Source organism: Sporolactobacillus kofuensis (genome assembly GCF_024125425.1).
Classification (GTDB): domain Bacteria; phylum Bacillota; class Bacilli; order Bacillales; family Sporolactobacillaceae; genus Sporolactobacillus; species Sporolactobacillus kofuensis.
Map to the genome: position 1 here is coordinate 111973 of NZ_JAMXWN010000005.1, position 12918 is coordinate 124890.

13 protein-coding genes are annotated in these 12918 nt (G+C 44.3%); 6 read left to right on the forward strand and 7 right to left on the reverse strand.

The genetic code is table 11. The annotated features are described in order from the left end of the window. From NIE32_RS05755 to NIE32_RS05775, 5 genes are read right to left on the reverse strand one after another with little or no spacing between them, the layout of a single operon-like run. The gene (locus NIE32_RS05755; protein ID WP_253053792.1) at nucleotides 1-753 is read right to left on the reverse strand and encodes a prepilin peptidase; all 753 of its coding nucleotides are present in this window, start codon (nucleotides 751-753) and stop codon (nucleotides 1-3) included. After that, a complete protein-coding gene (locus tag NIE32_RS14220) occupies nucleotides 750-1220 on the reverse strand; it encodes a prepilin-type N-terminal cleavage/methylation domain-containing protein (protein WP_290443471.1) in 471 nt (156 codons plus the stop codon). Before NIE32_RS14220 ends, NIE32_RS05755 begins: the two co-directional genes overlap by 4 nt. 19 nt (nucleotides 1221-1239) lie before the next feature. Then, a complete protein-coding gene (locus NIE32_RS05765) occupies nucleotides 1240-2448 on the reverse strand; it encodes a type II secretion system F family protein (protein ID WP_253053793.1) in 1209 nt (402 codons plus the stop codon). 4 nt (nucleotides 2449-2452) lie between these two features. Further along, nucleotides 2453-3487, reverse strand: coding sequence for a type IV pilus twitching motility protein PilT (locus NIE32_RS05770; protein WP_253053795.1), 1035 nt, complete (start codon nucleotides 3485-3487; stop codon nucleotides 2453-2455). Between the two features lie 24 nt (nucleotides 3488-3511). Then, complete coding sequence (locus NIE32_RS05775; protein ID WP_253053797.1) at nucleotides 3512-5170, reverse strand: GspE/PulE family protein; 1659 nt, start codon at nucleotides 5168-5170, stop codon at nucleotides 3512-3514. Nucleotides 5171-5273: 103 nt separating this feature from the next. On the opposite strand from NIE32_RS05775, the gene NIE32_RS05780 reads away from it, so the two are divergent. The 3 genes from NIE32_RS05780 to NIE32_RS05790 are packed head-to-tail and all read left to right on the forward strand — an operon-like array spanning nucleotide 5274 to nucleotide 7423. Continuing rightward, the gene (locus NIE32_RS05780; protein ID WP_253053799.1) at nucleotides 5274-5714 is read left to right on the forward strand and encodes a type IV pilus modification PilV family protein; all 441 of its coding nucleotides are present in this window, start codon (nucleotides 5274-5276) and stop codon (nucleotides 5712-5714) included. Further along, complete coding sequence (locus NIE32_RS05785) at nucleotides 5704-6222, forward strand: pilus assembly FimT family protein (RefSeq protein WP_253053801.1); 519 nt, start codon at nucleotides 5704-5706, stop codon at nucleotides 6220-6222. Before NIE32_RS05780 ends, NIE32_RS05785 begins: the two co-directional genes overlap by 11 nt. After that, a complete protein-coding gene (locus NIE32_RS05790; RefSeq protein ID WP_253053803.1) occupies nucleotides 6206-7423 on the forward strand; it encodes a hypothetical protein in 1218 nt (405 codons plus the stop codon). Before NIE32_RS05785 ends, NIE32_RS05790 begins: the two co-directional genes overlap by 17 nt. A 149-nt stretch (nucleotides 7424-7572) precedes the next feature. Here the strand turns inward: NIE32_RS05790 and NIE32_RS05795 are convergent, their stop codons facing one another. Together NIE32_RS05795 and NIE32_RS05800 are read right to left on the reverse strand one after the other, a co-directional pair. Further along, nucleotides 7573-8271, reverse strand: a complete 699-nt coding sequence (locus tag NIE32_RS05795) for an RsfA family transcriptional regulator (RefSeq protein ID WP_253053805.1) — start codon at nucleotides 8269-8271, stop codon at nucleotides 7573-7575. Nucleotides 8272-8402: 131 nt separating this feature from the next. Continuing rightward, nucleotides 8403-9749, reverse strand: coding sequence for a replication-associated recombination protein A (locus NIE32_RS05800; RefSeq protein ID WP_253053806.1), 1347 nt, complete (start codon nucleotides 9747-9749; stop codon nucleotides 8403-8405). Between the two features lie 241 nt (nucleotides 9750-9990). Between NIE32_RS05800 and cymR the strand changes: the two genes are divergently transcribed. The 3 genes from cymR to mnmA all read left to right on the forward strand — a co-directional run bounded on the left by cymR (nucleotide 9991) and on the right by mnmA (nucleotide 12779). Next, on the forward strand, nucleotides 9991-10413 hold the full coding sequence (gene cymR / locus NIE32_RS05805; protein ID WP_253053807.1) for a cysteine metabolism transcriptional regulator CymR: 423 nt from the start codon (nucleotides 9991-9993) through the stop codon (nucleotides 10411-10413). 67 nt (nucleotides 10414-10480) lie between these two features. Beyond that, nucleotides 10481-11641, forward strand: a complete 1161-nt coding sequence (locus NIE32_RS05810) for a cysteine desulfurase family protein (RefSeq protein WP_253053808.1) — start codon at nucleotides 10481-10483, stop codon at nucleotides 11639-11641. Nucleotides 11642-11645: 4 nt separating this feature from the next. Next, on the forward strand, nucleotides 11646-12779 hold the full coding sequence (gene mnmA / locus NIE32_RS05815; RefSeq protein ID WP_253053969.1) for a tRNA 2-thiouridine(34) synthase MnmA: 1134 nt from the start codon (nucleotides 11646-11648) through the stop codon (nucleotides 12777-12779). Nucleotides 12780-12918: the final 139 nt, after the last annotated feature.

A 12918-nucleotide genomic window follows, 5' to 3' on the forward strand; every position in this document is an offset into this window, starting at 1 on the left:
TCAAAAGATAAGATCAAGGTAAAAAGCGATTAACTGGTCGCCAAAAAAGTAGCTGGTCAGCATACCTAAAGCAATGAATGGAACAAAAGGGATCGGCTGTCGGCGTTTGATCATGCCGAAAAGCATCCCAATCATCCCGATGATTGCGCCAAAGAAAGCGGATAAAAAGAATCCGAGAATAATTGTTTTTATTCCGACCAGTAGCCCCATGATGGCAAACAGCTTGACATCACCGCCGCCCATACCACCGCGGCTGATTAACGCGATCAACGCCAGTAGCGCAAATCCTGCCACCAACCCGGCCGGCGCATCCCACCATGGATCAGTTGGATAAACGATTCGGAACACTGCAAACAGTGGCAAAAAGAATAACAATAGCTTATCCGGAATCAGCATATAGTCCAAGTCTGAAACGAGGACAATCATCAGTAATGAAACCAGCAGCCATCCGCACAGCATTTCGGCAATCGACGTTGCATGCAGAAAACTGAACACGAACAAAAATCCGTTCACCGCTTCACTAGTTGGATAGATCGGCGAGATTTTGCTGTGACATGTACGGCAGCGGCCACGTAAGAATAGATAGGAAAATACTGGTACTAAATCCAAGATAGTCAAACGCCGCCCGCACGACGGACAGTGCGAAGGCGGCGTAATGATTGACTGGTTTGCAGGCACCCGCAAACCGACGACGTTGTAGAAAGAGCCTAAGGTGAGGCCAAGAGCAAATACATAAATTATTACAAAAATCATTCTTCTTGATCTGCAATACTAGAAGCGTCACTGCTTCCAGTAGGCGTTGCACCACTTTTATTAAATGCTAGTAGTTCTGCTTCTGTAGCGTTGCCACCAAAAGAAGTGGGTAGTTTGGTATCATCAATTGAATAACTATTTGCACTACTATCGTAATGAACTTCGTAATCGCCAGGTAGTTGACTTTCGACCGAATTATCGATGTATGATTTTAGTTCTGATTCACCAAGATCTTGATTTCCAGTAGTATTATGATCTGCGATATACAATCTTGCTGCATGAATAGCTGTTAATGCATCCTGCACTGCAGCCTTATCATTCTGCTTGTTAATAATCGAAATCACACTCGGAATTGCGATCGCAGCCAAGATTGCTAAGATCACGATTACTGCTAAGAGTTCGATCAAGGTAAAGCCTTTTTGATTTTTCTTGTTGGCCTTTGCTTTCGCAATGATTTTTTTGAGCATAGATTTTCCTCCCAATGGATTAAACGTTCTGATAAATTTGAAACATAGGAATAATGATCGCAAGGACAATGAGACCGACGACAACTGCGAGGAAGAGGATGACAAGCGGTTCGATCAGGACTTTCATGCGTTCGGTCATCTGCTCGACGTCGTCTTCGTAGTACTTGGCGACGCTGTTTAACATTTGATCGAGCATACCTGTTTTTTCACCGATGGCGGTCATGTGGTGAACCATGGTCGGGAATACCTTTTCCTGCTGAAAAGCTTCTGATAAAGGCCGACCGAAATCGAGCGCCTCAGCGACATTATGTATCGCCTTTCGGATGGCAAGATTTGACGTGATTTTCTCGATGGAATTCAGGGCATCGATCACCGGAACGGAGCTTGAGAGCAATAAAGCAAGCATCCAAAGCAATCGAGAAAGTTCACTTTTATAGATAATTGTACCTAGTAAAGGTAGCTTGATTATAGCATAATCTAGTCTTAATTTACTAGATTTATTTCGTAATAGAACAAATACGCATGTTACCGCAACAATAACAAGAAGGAACAAGAGATACCAAAATGAACGCAGCCAGTCACTTATGCTGAGGATGGCGCGTGTGATCATCGGCAGCTGAGTATGCAGACTGGCAAACATCGTCCGAAACATGGGAATAATGCTGGTGAGCAGAAAGAGAACGACACCGATCGACAGAATAAAAACGAATGCTGGGTAGACCATTGCGGTTGAAAGTTTCTGCCTGGATTTATGCATACGCTCGTAATAAGTAGCCAGATGATCAAGACTTTCCTCTAGTCGGCCACTGCCTTCGCCTGCACGAATCATATGGATGATCATTGGACTGAACACCTTTGATTGATTTTCAAATGCTTGCGATAGTGACTGTCCTTCGCGAAGATTATTCGCCATATCCATGATGACCTGCTTGAAGTACCTGTTTTTCTCCTCTTGATCGGTCAGAATCTCCAAAGCATCTGAAACCGTGACCCCAGCCTTGATAATTGTGGCAAATTGACGTAGAAACACAACTTTGTCCTGGAGCTTGACACGCTGGCCGATCGACAGTTCTTTATACCATATCGAATCGCTATGCTCATGAATCGAGCGGATCGTTAAGCCTTGTCGTGCAACCTCAAGCAGGGCTTCCTGCCGTGTTACCGCTGTGACACGGCCTTTTTTGGTCTTGCCTTGCATCGTTGTCCCGATATAATCGAACAGCGGCATGTACTTACCCCCTCAACAAAAAGGTCTCCACCGATTCACTGGCAATCTCGCGTCGCGTCAGCATATCTTGGACGCAAGCGGACATTGTTTGCATCCCTTGTGCACGATTAACCTGAATCACGCTGGGGATCTGGTAGATTTTCTTTTCCCGAATCAAATGGCTGATTGCTTTATTATTAATCATAACCTCGGTGGCTACACGGCGTCCATTGTGGTCCGGTGTCGGGAAGAGACGCTGGGAGACGACAGAAACCAGTTCTGCAGCAAGCTGAATCCGAATCTGACCTTGCTGCTCGGCAGGGAAGACATCAATAATCCGGTCGATGGTCGAAACAGCGTCATTGGTGTGCAAAGTAGCAAGGACAAGGTGTCCGGTTTCTGCTGCGGTGAGTGCGGTGCGAATTGTTTCCAGGTCACGCATTTCACCAACGAGAATCACATCGGGGTCTTCTCTAAGCGCCGAGCGTAACCCAAGAGCAAAAGATTGCGTGTCCGTACCGATTTCGCGCTGTTGAATGATGCAACGATCATGGCGATGCAAATATTCAATTGGATCTTCCAAGGTAATGATATGCCGACGTATCGAACGATTCATATCATCGACCAGCGCGGCAAGTGTCGTTGATTTTCCACTCCCGGTCGGCCCGGTAACGAGAAAAAGGCCATGTGGGCGATGAACGAGCGACTGAAGCACTTCCGGCAGTTGGAGGGAAGCAAGGTTCGGCACTTGCTGCGGAATTACACGGAAGGCGAGACTATAGCAAGAGCGTTGCCTGAAAGCATTCACACGGAAGCGCGACAGTTTCGGAATGCTATAAGAAAAATCCAGTTCTCCATGTTCCTCAAGTTTCTCCATTTGAGCATCAGAAAGAATGGCGCGCACCATTTCTTCGGTATTCTCAGGCTTAACATTCGGCTTGTCCAACGCCATCAGTTCACCGTTCAATCGAATCGTCGGCGGGATGCCAACGGAAATATGAAGATCGGAAGCGCTGCGCGTGCACGCGATCGTCAAACATTCTTTAAGAAAATCAATCATGTTCGATCCCTCTTTTGTGAATGATCAACTAATAATTTTAAGCAGTTCGTCTACCGTGGTAATGCCTTTAGCGACTTTTGTGAGCCCGTTTTCAAGCATCGAAACGCCACCGGAGTCTTTGACCAAATTTTGAATGTCCTTAAATGAATGATGCGTGATCAGCATCTCAGACGTTTCTTCGGAAAGTTCGAGCATCTCATGAACAGCCGTCCGGCCAAGATAACCGGTCTGATGACAGGATTTGCATCCAGTCCCCTTCATAAGTTCATGTGGACACTCTAGTCCAGCTTTTTCAAACAGGGCATGCTCAATGGGTGATGGATCCACAGGCCGTGCACAATCGCGGCAGACGCGTCGCACCAATCGCTGTGAAACGACACCGGTCAGTGATGCGGCAACTAAAAACGGATCCACGCCCATATCAATGAGACGATATATGGTTGTTGGCACATCATTTGTATGTAAGGTGCTGAGGACCAAGTGCCCTGTCAGCGATGCACGAATCGCAATTTCAGCAGTTTCTGAATCGCGAATTTCTCCGACCATGATAATATTCGGGTCCTGCCGTAAAATTGCCCGTAAACCGGCGGCAAAGGTCAAACCAATGGGCGCATTGGTTTGAATTTGGTTGATGCCGTCAATCTGGTATTCCACCGGATCTTCAATGGTGATGATGTTTTGCGATTCGCTGTTCAAATGATTCAATGCTGCATACAGTGTTGATGTTTTTCCTGATCCTGTTGGCCCGGTAATCAAGACGAGCCCGGTTGGCTTAGCGATCATTTTCATAAAGGTTTTCTGCTGTGATTCGGTAAACCCAACATTAGGAATTTTGAGTAGCAAATCTTTCGTATTGAGCAGACGCAAGACGATCCGCTCGCCGAACAAAGTCGGGAGCACGGAAATACGAAGATCCAATCGGTCTTTTCCAATGGCAACTGTTACGCGGCCATCCTGTGGCAACCGCTTTTCTGTGATGTCCAGTTCGCTCATGACTTTAATCCGTGTGACCAGTACATTTAGAATTTCTTTCGGGAATGTTCGGTATGTATGCAGCTCACCGTCGATGCGAAAGCGAACCACCACACTGAACTCGTGCGGATCGATATGAATATCGCTGGCCCGTTCCTCAACTGCGCTAAGCAGCAATTTATTAATAATTTTTACAATCGGTGTATCATCGCTGGCACTTAATACATCGTCGTCCATCGCATTCTTATTCATGGACGTCAATAGTTCGTTTACTGAATCTTCCTCGTTATATAAACGATTGATTGCGCTTATGATCTCACTTGGTAGCGCGAGGGCAACGTTGACTTGAAATCCAGTCATCATTTGCAGGTCGTCAATTGCGAAAAAGTTGAGCGGATTTGCCATGGCAACATAGAGGATGTTGTCCGCTTTTTTATAACAAATTAATTCATTCTGTCGTGAAAACGATTGGTCTACCAGGTTCACCGTTTGATGGTCAATCACAATGTTTGCCAAATGAACCTGTGGAATATTCAGTTGAAGGGAGAGCACATCGATTAATTGCTGCTCGGAAATGTACCCGCGTTCAATCAAAGCATCGCCCAATTTCTGCGAGGCTTCCTTTTGTTCCAACGTAGAGTTCAGCTGCTCCGGTGTGATCATTCCTGAATCAACGAGCAAGTCGCCAAGTCTCCGATGTGTGCGTTGCATGTGGACTTCCTCCTGATTTCTTTATATGCTAAGAATCGACACTTTTATTCTATCAGAAAAGCCATTAAAATAGTATGAGACAGATGCGAAAGGACTGCGACTGATGAACCGAAAACAAGACGGCATGACATTAATAGAGGTCATCCTCGCGATCACTCTACTGAGTATGGTGATGCTGACCTTCGCTTATGTCTTTATCCAATTTCAGCAAGTCACAACAAACAACGGTGACAGGCTTACGGCACTTCAATTGGCGCAGAAGAGGTTGTCTGATGTTCTTGAGAATCTTCCAAATGATCCAGGCAAAAACGTTCAATCGCCCACAGCAGAACCAAGCCATACCAATTACACGGTTCATGATGGGGCGGATACGGCAACGATTGATCACGGAACCTATCAAACGTACGTCTATGTTATTGCTAAAGACAACGATGGAAAGCAAATGGTTGTTGTCAGAACCTATTATTCGAATACAAACTATGTAGAACTTTATAACTATTCTACAACGTCAAGCAGCCAAGGGGCATCGGAAAATGATCACTAATTCTAAAGGTGTGACTATGGTTGAACTGCTGGCGGTGGTCGTCATCGCAACGATTTGTCTGACATTGATATTCGGAATTTGGTTGTCCGGAGATCAATCGGCAAAACGGACGATGACGGAAAATGATTTGCAGGCAGATGCACATCTTGTTCAAGTAAGAATCACGCGGGCTTTCTATGATCAACAAGACCGTCCCTTTTCAGTAAATATAGATAATGGAAACGTGATTCTTACCCTAACAAACAGCGATTCATCAACGCGTGACGAAACAATCTCAGACCCTGACTTATTTTACATAAAAGAAGAGGATGCCGACACGCAACCACAGTCCATACTTAATGGAAACAATAAAGAGATCGGAAAGAAAATAACGGTCGATTATGTTATAAAAATGAGAAATTCATCCAATGAAGCCGATATTGGTGGTCCGAGTTTTCATTTAGACACCACATTAAATTACCCATGGACAGATGACGAGGAGAGTGGATCGAGTGATTCCCAAAAATAAATCATCAGAGTTAAGAAGCGAGACCGGTTATGCACTAATCGTTGTTCTCCTCGTTATAACTGTGTTCTCTGTGCTTGGGCTCACAGTCATGTCCGTATCCTTCAATCATTCCACGCAATTCAGTAAAGAAACTTATAAAACACAGGCAACAAACGCTGCTGAGATGGGGCTCAAAGCATATAATGATCAACTAAATCAGTGGTATTCAACTATTGATGTGCACAATCCCCCTAGCTTTGCTACTTTGAAAAATCAAATATGGGCGATCAATGTACCTGATCGGACTCTTAATTTACAAGGCAATCCTGAATATAAAATAAGTAAAGTACAGGTTGATAGTTCAAGCAATCAATATGTGATTAGAATTCAATCTTTAGGTATTGTTCATGGTGAAGAACGAACAATTTCAATGGAGAAAAAGTTTGTCTATGACGAGAATTATCAAATGACTGAAGAACATGAAGGTCTGTCATTACCCTATATGAATGGGGCAGTCATTGTTGAGCCAGGACAGTGGCAAATACAAGGTGCAGGTAATAAAGATACGATTCATATCATTGATCAAAATAAAAATCCTACAGAACCCACATATCAATCCGTTGATTTAACGGAAATGAAAGATCGATTTGAAAATATGCGTATGGCACAACCATCAGACAGTTCGAATTCTGTGACAAGTGCTGACGTGAGTGGAAATGTATATGTAAGTTCAGGACAAATTGATTGGTCTAAAAATCGAACTTTTGAAGGCGATGTTTATATTAATGGAGATGTGGAAATTTCAGGTGATGTGACATTCAAAGGTAATGTACATATAAATGGTAGTCTGGCAGCCACGGGAATCGTGAATGTGGCCGGAAATCTCTATGTTGAGAACGACTTGACATATGGTTTTGGGCAACGTTATCAGGGATATGTATTTGTTGGAGGGGATTTCCTAAAAGAATCAAGTAATGGAGGAAATCCACGTGATGACCTCGATGTCCACTTTGACCGTACCGTTTATGTAAATGGAAGTTTTGAACCTAGAAATGATGGAAATAAATCTGAATTGTTTTTTTCACAAGGTGTTATCGTAAAAAGTGCAAGTTTGCAAACAAGTGCGAATGGCGATATCTATTTCTATCCTCAAAGAAGCGATTCGAATGCATCAGTAAATCCATTAAAACCACCGATGAATGGTAAAATTGTCTATGAATAAGAGCGTTAACCAATGCTAGGTTATTACTGATCAATTGGAACATTATGTTGAAATCATAAAGCGAAAGGCGGATGCCTTTCGCTGTAATTAGATACTATTTAATTAAACTACTTTTAAAAAGTCTAGTTGGTATTTGAATGTCTGTTAAGTTACTTCGCTAATTTCTCCAAATTCCCATTCTGATCCATCTTGAACGTAGGACCTGAAGCAATTTCCTGGTCTTTGAATGCAACCATGCGTCGTGCTCGATCCATAATACCGATTAGCGCTTGATAGTCATCTTCGACCGTCTGCTGACGATTGGTTAACGACTCAATTTCACTTTCGAGTTCAGCAATTTTCTTTTTGAAACGATTATTTTCTTCTTTCAAGTGAGTATTCTCTTCATCTAATCTACTGTTCGTTACCTTACCATCTTGCATCGATTGCAGAAAACGAATGACATCTGGTAGTTGTATCGCACCTGTTTCAGCAGGGATGGCGTGTTCAATCGTTGAAGGTACAGGCAGCGTCTCGTGCTCCTGAGTAGTGAGTTCAGAAGGATCGGTAATATACGCCGTTTCCATCACTGGGAAAGTTGCGGCTGACGGTTGCAAGAGGCGTCCTCGATGCTCCGCGCGTTTCTTTTGTTTTCGCTGTTTCTTTGCTATTTCAATTGCTTGTTCGTATTTTCTGCGGACGATGGCATTCCAACGAAATCCGCATGCTGCTCCGGTACGGTTAAGCCGGTCACCTACTTCTTCAAACGCATCTAATTGTGTACTTCCTTCTCTGATGTGGCGCAGAACCGTTTCTGCAAGCAGCAGGTCATCTTCATGCGACCAAGCATCTTGTCTCACTTTTGTCATGGTATACGCTCCTTCTTGCATTCTTGCTGATTTGTAAAAAGGATTGACAACTTGTGAGATTTTTATACAAAGACATCAGATTTTGAGAGATAAAAGAGGCATCGATGAAGATGCCTCTTTTTATGAGCCTATTACTTATTCTCTTTTTTTTCTCGATCTCTCTGAGCAAAATAATCAAGCCTTTTTTGTACCGTTCGTTCATAGCCGCGTGCAGATGGCTGATAGAATGTCTTATGCCGCATAGGTTCCGGCAAATAGTCCTGAGGGACATAGCCGCCTTCGAAATCATGTGGATATAAATAGCCAATGCCATGGCCGAGTTTGCTTGCACCTTGGTAATGTGCGTCGCGGAGATGAATGGGCACCTCTCCGCTCGTTTCGTGCTTTACAGCTGAAAGTGCCTGATCAATACCAACAAGTGCAGCATTGCTTTTTGGTGCGGTGGAGACATAGAGTGCAGCTTCAGCAAGCGGAATTCTGGCTTCAGGCAAACCAATAAAAGTGACTGCAGTAACTGCCGCATTGGCAACAAGAATTGCATTAGGATCAGCCAGTCCAACATCTTCTGCGGCATGGATAAAGATGCGACGGGCAATGAATTTCGGATCTTCACCGGCAGCGATCATTTTTGCCAGCCAGTAGAGCGTGGCATCCGGATCCGATCCACGCATACTTTTGATAAACGCGGAAACCGTGTCGTAATGATTATCTCCTTTTTTATCGTATTGCAAGACTTTTTCCTGAATAGATTCTTCAGCGACACTGCGGTCAATATGAATGACGCCATCTTGATCTGGGTTGGTAGTCAGGACAGCAAGTTCAAGGGCGTGGAGTGCACTGCGGCTGTCTCCACCGGCAACTTGGACCAAATGGTCAAGAGCATCAGCGTCCGCTTTGATCTTAATCGCACCGTACCCTCTGGATTTATCAGAAAGTGCATGCTCGAGAATTTTCCGGATATCTTTTGAAGATAATGGAACAAAGCGAAACAATCGGGAACGAGAGAGCAGGGCCGCGTTTATTTCAAACATTGGACTCTCAGTCGTTGCGCCGATTAAAATAATCGTTCCTTTTTCAACGGAAGGAAGTAGTGCATCTTGTTGTCCCTTATTAAAACGATGAATTTCATCAATAAATAGGATCGTTTTTTGCTGATCAAATTTTAGACGTTCTTCTGCTTCAGCAATTATTCTTCGTAGATCGCCAACACCGGAGGTTACCGCATTTAACTGTTCAAAATAAGCTGATGTCTTTTGAGCGATAATGTGCGCCAAGGTTGTCTTTCCGGTTCCAGGAGGTCCGAAGAAAATCATCGGTGTTAATTTATCGGCTTGAATCGCACGACGAAGCAGGCGACCTTTTCCGACAATTTGATCTTGGCCAACAAACTCGTCTAAGTTTTGGGGACGCATCCGGTCTGCGAGCGGTCTTCCATTTAAATTGGATTGGTCATCGGTTGGAAAGTCGAAGAGATCCATCCCGATCATCCTCTCATTATTCGGTATTTTTGTGAATGCTGATTGATCACGTGCAACTCCAACCGTTTTCGTCTATAATGATTGAAGGTCTGAACATAGTTTACCATAGATTGGCTTCTCTTTTCGGTTAGAAGCAAAAGCCTGTAGATAACCTAACTGTTGATTTCCCCTGAATCATTGTTTGAACATATATTTTTCAGAAGTACATGTTGATTAAGGATGAATAAAGAGGTGTAATAATATGAAAATTTCAACGAAAGGTCGTTATGGTTTGACGATTATGATGGCACTTGCAAAAAACAAGGGACGTGGCCCCCTTTCGCTGAAGGCAATTGCTCAAGAACATAATCTATCGGAACACTATCTGGAGCAGCTGATTGCGCCGCTGCGCAATGCCGGACTCGTAAACAGTGTCCGTGGTGCATATGGTGGGTATGTGTTGTCCAAAATGCCAAGTAGCATTACCGCTGCGGATGTTATTCGTGTTCTTGAAGGCCCCATCCAACCGGTGGAAGTCATGGAAGATGATGATCCCGCAAAACGAGAACTTTGGGTTAAAATCAGGGATGCTGTTCGCGATGTGCTTCAAGGAACGACTCTTGATGATCTGATTCATTACGATTCGGAGCCTCAAGTTCAAGATCCGGATATGTTCTATATTTAATAAGTACAGATCGTTAAGAAAAGATAAGCATCTGTTTATTGGGAAGAAAGTAAAGGAGTGAAAGAACGTGGATCCAATCTATCTCGATCATGCTGCGACAACGCCGATCGATCCGGAAGTTTTGCAAGTGATGATGGAAACCTATCAAACTGTGGTCGGTAACCCATCGAGTATTCATTCGTTCGGAAGGCAGGCACGCAAGATCGTTGACGATTCGCGACATACAATCGCCAAGTATATTGGAGCGAGAAGCCGTGAAATTGTGTTTACCGGAGGCGGTACTGAGGGTGACAATCTTGCCATTCTCGGAACGGCATTCGCCAACAAGCATAAGGGCAAACATATTATTACCTCAAAGGTTGAGCACCATGGTGTTCTGAAAACTTGTGCCTATCTAGAGAGCCAAGGATTCGACGTTGATTATTTGGATGTCGATCGCACCGGGCGAATTTCCGTTGAAGATTTAAAACAGAAACTGAGAGACGATACCATACTCGTGACCATTATGTTTGCCAATAATGAGGTTGGGACCATTCAGCCAATTCGTGAGATTGCACATCTTTTGGCGAACCATCAAGCTTATTTTCATACAGATGTAGTTCAAGCGTTTGGTACGGTGGATATGGACGTTAAAGATACACCAATTGATATGCTATCGATGGCGGGTCACAAAATTGGAGGACCCAAAGGAATTGGTTTTCTCTTTGTTCGGGATGGTGTTCGCCTTCAAGCCTTTACGCATGGTGGTGATCAAGAACGGAAACGCCGAGCAGGAACGGAAAATGTTCCTGAAATTGCGGGATTGGCACGTGCTGTTGAGAAAGTTGGCGAACATTTGCATGAGCGTATTCAGTCGAGCCTAAAGGCACGTCAAGTCATGTTGGAAACGCTTGATGACGAACATGTGGATTACCAAATTAACGGGAATCCGGAACATTTTCTTCCTCAAGTAGTGAATCTCTATTTTCCTGGAACACAAGTGGAAACGCTGCTTACCAAGCTCGATTTGAGTGGAGTCGCAGTATCTAGTGGCTCTGCTTGTACTGCGGGATCTATTGAACCTTCGCACGTGTTAACAGCGATGTTCGGACAAGGAGCACCTGAGACAAAAAGTTCAATTCGGATCAGCTTTGGCGACGCCATGCAGGAAGATCGACTGCGCGAAGCTGGAAAAATCATCGCGACTTCGGTTCGTGAACTCGTGTCATTAGGAAAGGTGGGTAATTAAGTTGATGAAAAAAACCCCCAGTCAGACGAGGGTCGTAATCGGCATGTCCGGCGGTGTAGATTCGACGGTTGCCGCACTTTTATTGAAACAACAGGGCTATGATGTTGTCGGGATTTTTATGAAGAACTGGGATGATACCGATGAAAATGGTGTCTGCACAGCAACTGAAGACTATGAAGATGTGGTTCGTGTCTCCAATCAAATTGGCATCCCTTATTATGCGGTAAATTTTGAAAAACAGTACTGGGAGCGTGTCTTCACCTATTTTCTCAATGAATATAAATTGGGTAGGACGCCGAATCCGGATGTCATGTGCAATAAAGAAATCAAATTCAAAGCATTTCTCGATCATGCTATGGCTCTGGGTGCTGACTATGTGGCAACCGGACATTATGCACGTGTGGATGAACGGGATGGAAAAGTTGCAATGATTCGTGCGGTTGATGAAAATAAGGATCAAACCTATTTTCTGAATCAACTTTCTCAGGAACAGATTTCAAAAGTGATGTTTCCACTTGGGGATTTGGAAAAACCTGAGGTACGTGAAATTGCACGTGAGCATCATCTGGCGACTGCAGAAAAGAAGGATAGTACCGGCATCTGTTTTATTGGAGAACGCAATTTCAAACAATTCTTAAGCACGTATCTCCCGGCAAATCGTGGTGAAATTCGAACCATCGATGGCGAGTTAAAAGGCTATCATGATGGACTAATGTACTACACGAATGGTCAGCGCCAAGGATTAGGCATTGGTGGTCCCGGCGGCCCATGGTTTGTATGCGGTAAAGATCTGAAACAGAACATTCTCTATGTTGCACCTGGTGCAGATCATCCGGCTTTGTATTCTCAAGGGCTCCTTGCCGACCAAGTAAATTGGATCTCAGGCGCACCGAAAGATACGGTCTTCCATTGCACAGCCAAATTCCGTTACAGACAAAAGGATCGTCCGGTCACGGTTCATTTGCTCGACGATGGAAGTTTGGAAATTGTGTTTGATGAACTTGAGTGGGCGGTAACTCCTGGACAGTCTGTTGTCCTGTATGATGATGACGTTTGCCTCGGAGGAGGAACGATCTCGACCATTTTGAATCAGGGTACAGACGCTGCACTTGATTTTACGGACTCGGCTTCACTCTGAAGCTCGAGTCTTTTTCCACAGGTAAGAAAAAAGCTAACGCTTTTCGCTTACGAATGCAGCGAAGCTGCGAGACGCCTGCGGGCCCATCCCTGCTGATCGTTAGCCAAGTAACACCTTACAGACAGCGGGTTGACCGAGG

Excerpts from the sequence above, each read along its gene's own strand:
- NIE32_RS05755 (WP_253053792.1), bottom strand. The coding sequence starts at position 753 with ATGATTTTTGTAATAATTTATGTATTTGCTCTTGGCCTCACCTTAGGC.
- NIE32_RS14220 (WP_290443471.1), bottom strand. The coding sequence starts at position 1,220 with ATGCTCAAAAAAATCATTGCGAAAGCAAAGGCCAACAAGAAAAATCAA.
- NIE32_RS05765 (WP_253053793.1), bottom strand. The coding sequence starts at position 2,448 with ATGCCGCTGTTCGATTATATCGGGACAACGATGCAAGGCAAGACCAAA.
- NIE32_RS05770 (WP_253053795.1), bottom strand. The coding sequence starts at position 3,487 with ATGATTGATTTTCTTAAAGAATGTTTGACGATCGCGTGCACGCGCAGC.
- NIE32_RS05775 (WP_253053797.1), bottom strand. The coding sequence starts at position 5,170 with ATGCAACGCACACATCGGAGACTTGGCGACTTGCTCGTTGATTCAGGA.
- NIE32_RS05780 (WP_253053799.1), top strand. The coding sequence starts at position 5,274 with ATGAACCGAAAACAAGACGGCATGACATTAATAGAGGTCATCCTCGCG.
- NIE32_RS05785 (WP_253053801.1), top strand. The coding sequence starts at position 5,704 with ATGATCACTAATTCTAAAGGTGTGACTATGGTTGAACTGCTGGCGGTG.
- NIE32_RS05795 (WP_253053805.1), bottom strand. The coding sequence starts at position 8,271 with ATGACAAAAGTGAGACAAGATGCTTGGTCGCATGAAGATGACCTGCTG.
- NIE32_RS05800 (WP_253053806.1), bottom strand. The coding sequence starts at position 9,749 with ATGGATCTCTTCGACTTTCCAACCGATGACCAATCCAATTTAAATGGA.
- cymR (WP_253053807.1), top strand. The coding sequence starts at position 9,991 with ATGAAAATTTCAACGAAAGGTCGTTATGGTTTGACGATTATGATGGCA.
- mnmA (WP_253053969.1), top strand. The coding sequence starts at position 11,646 with ATGAAAAAAACCCCCAGTCAGACGAGGGTCGTAATCGGCATGTCCGGC.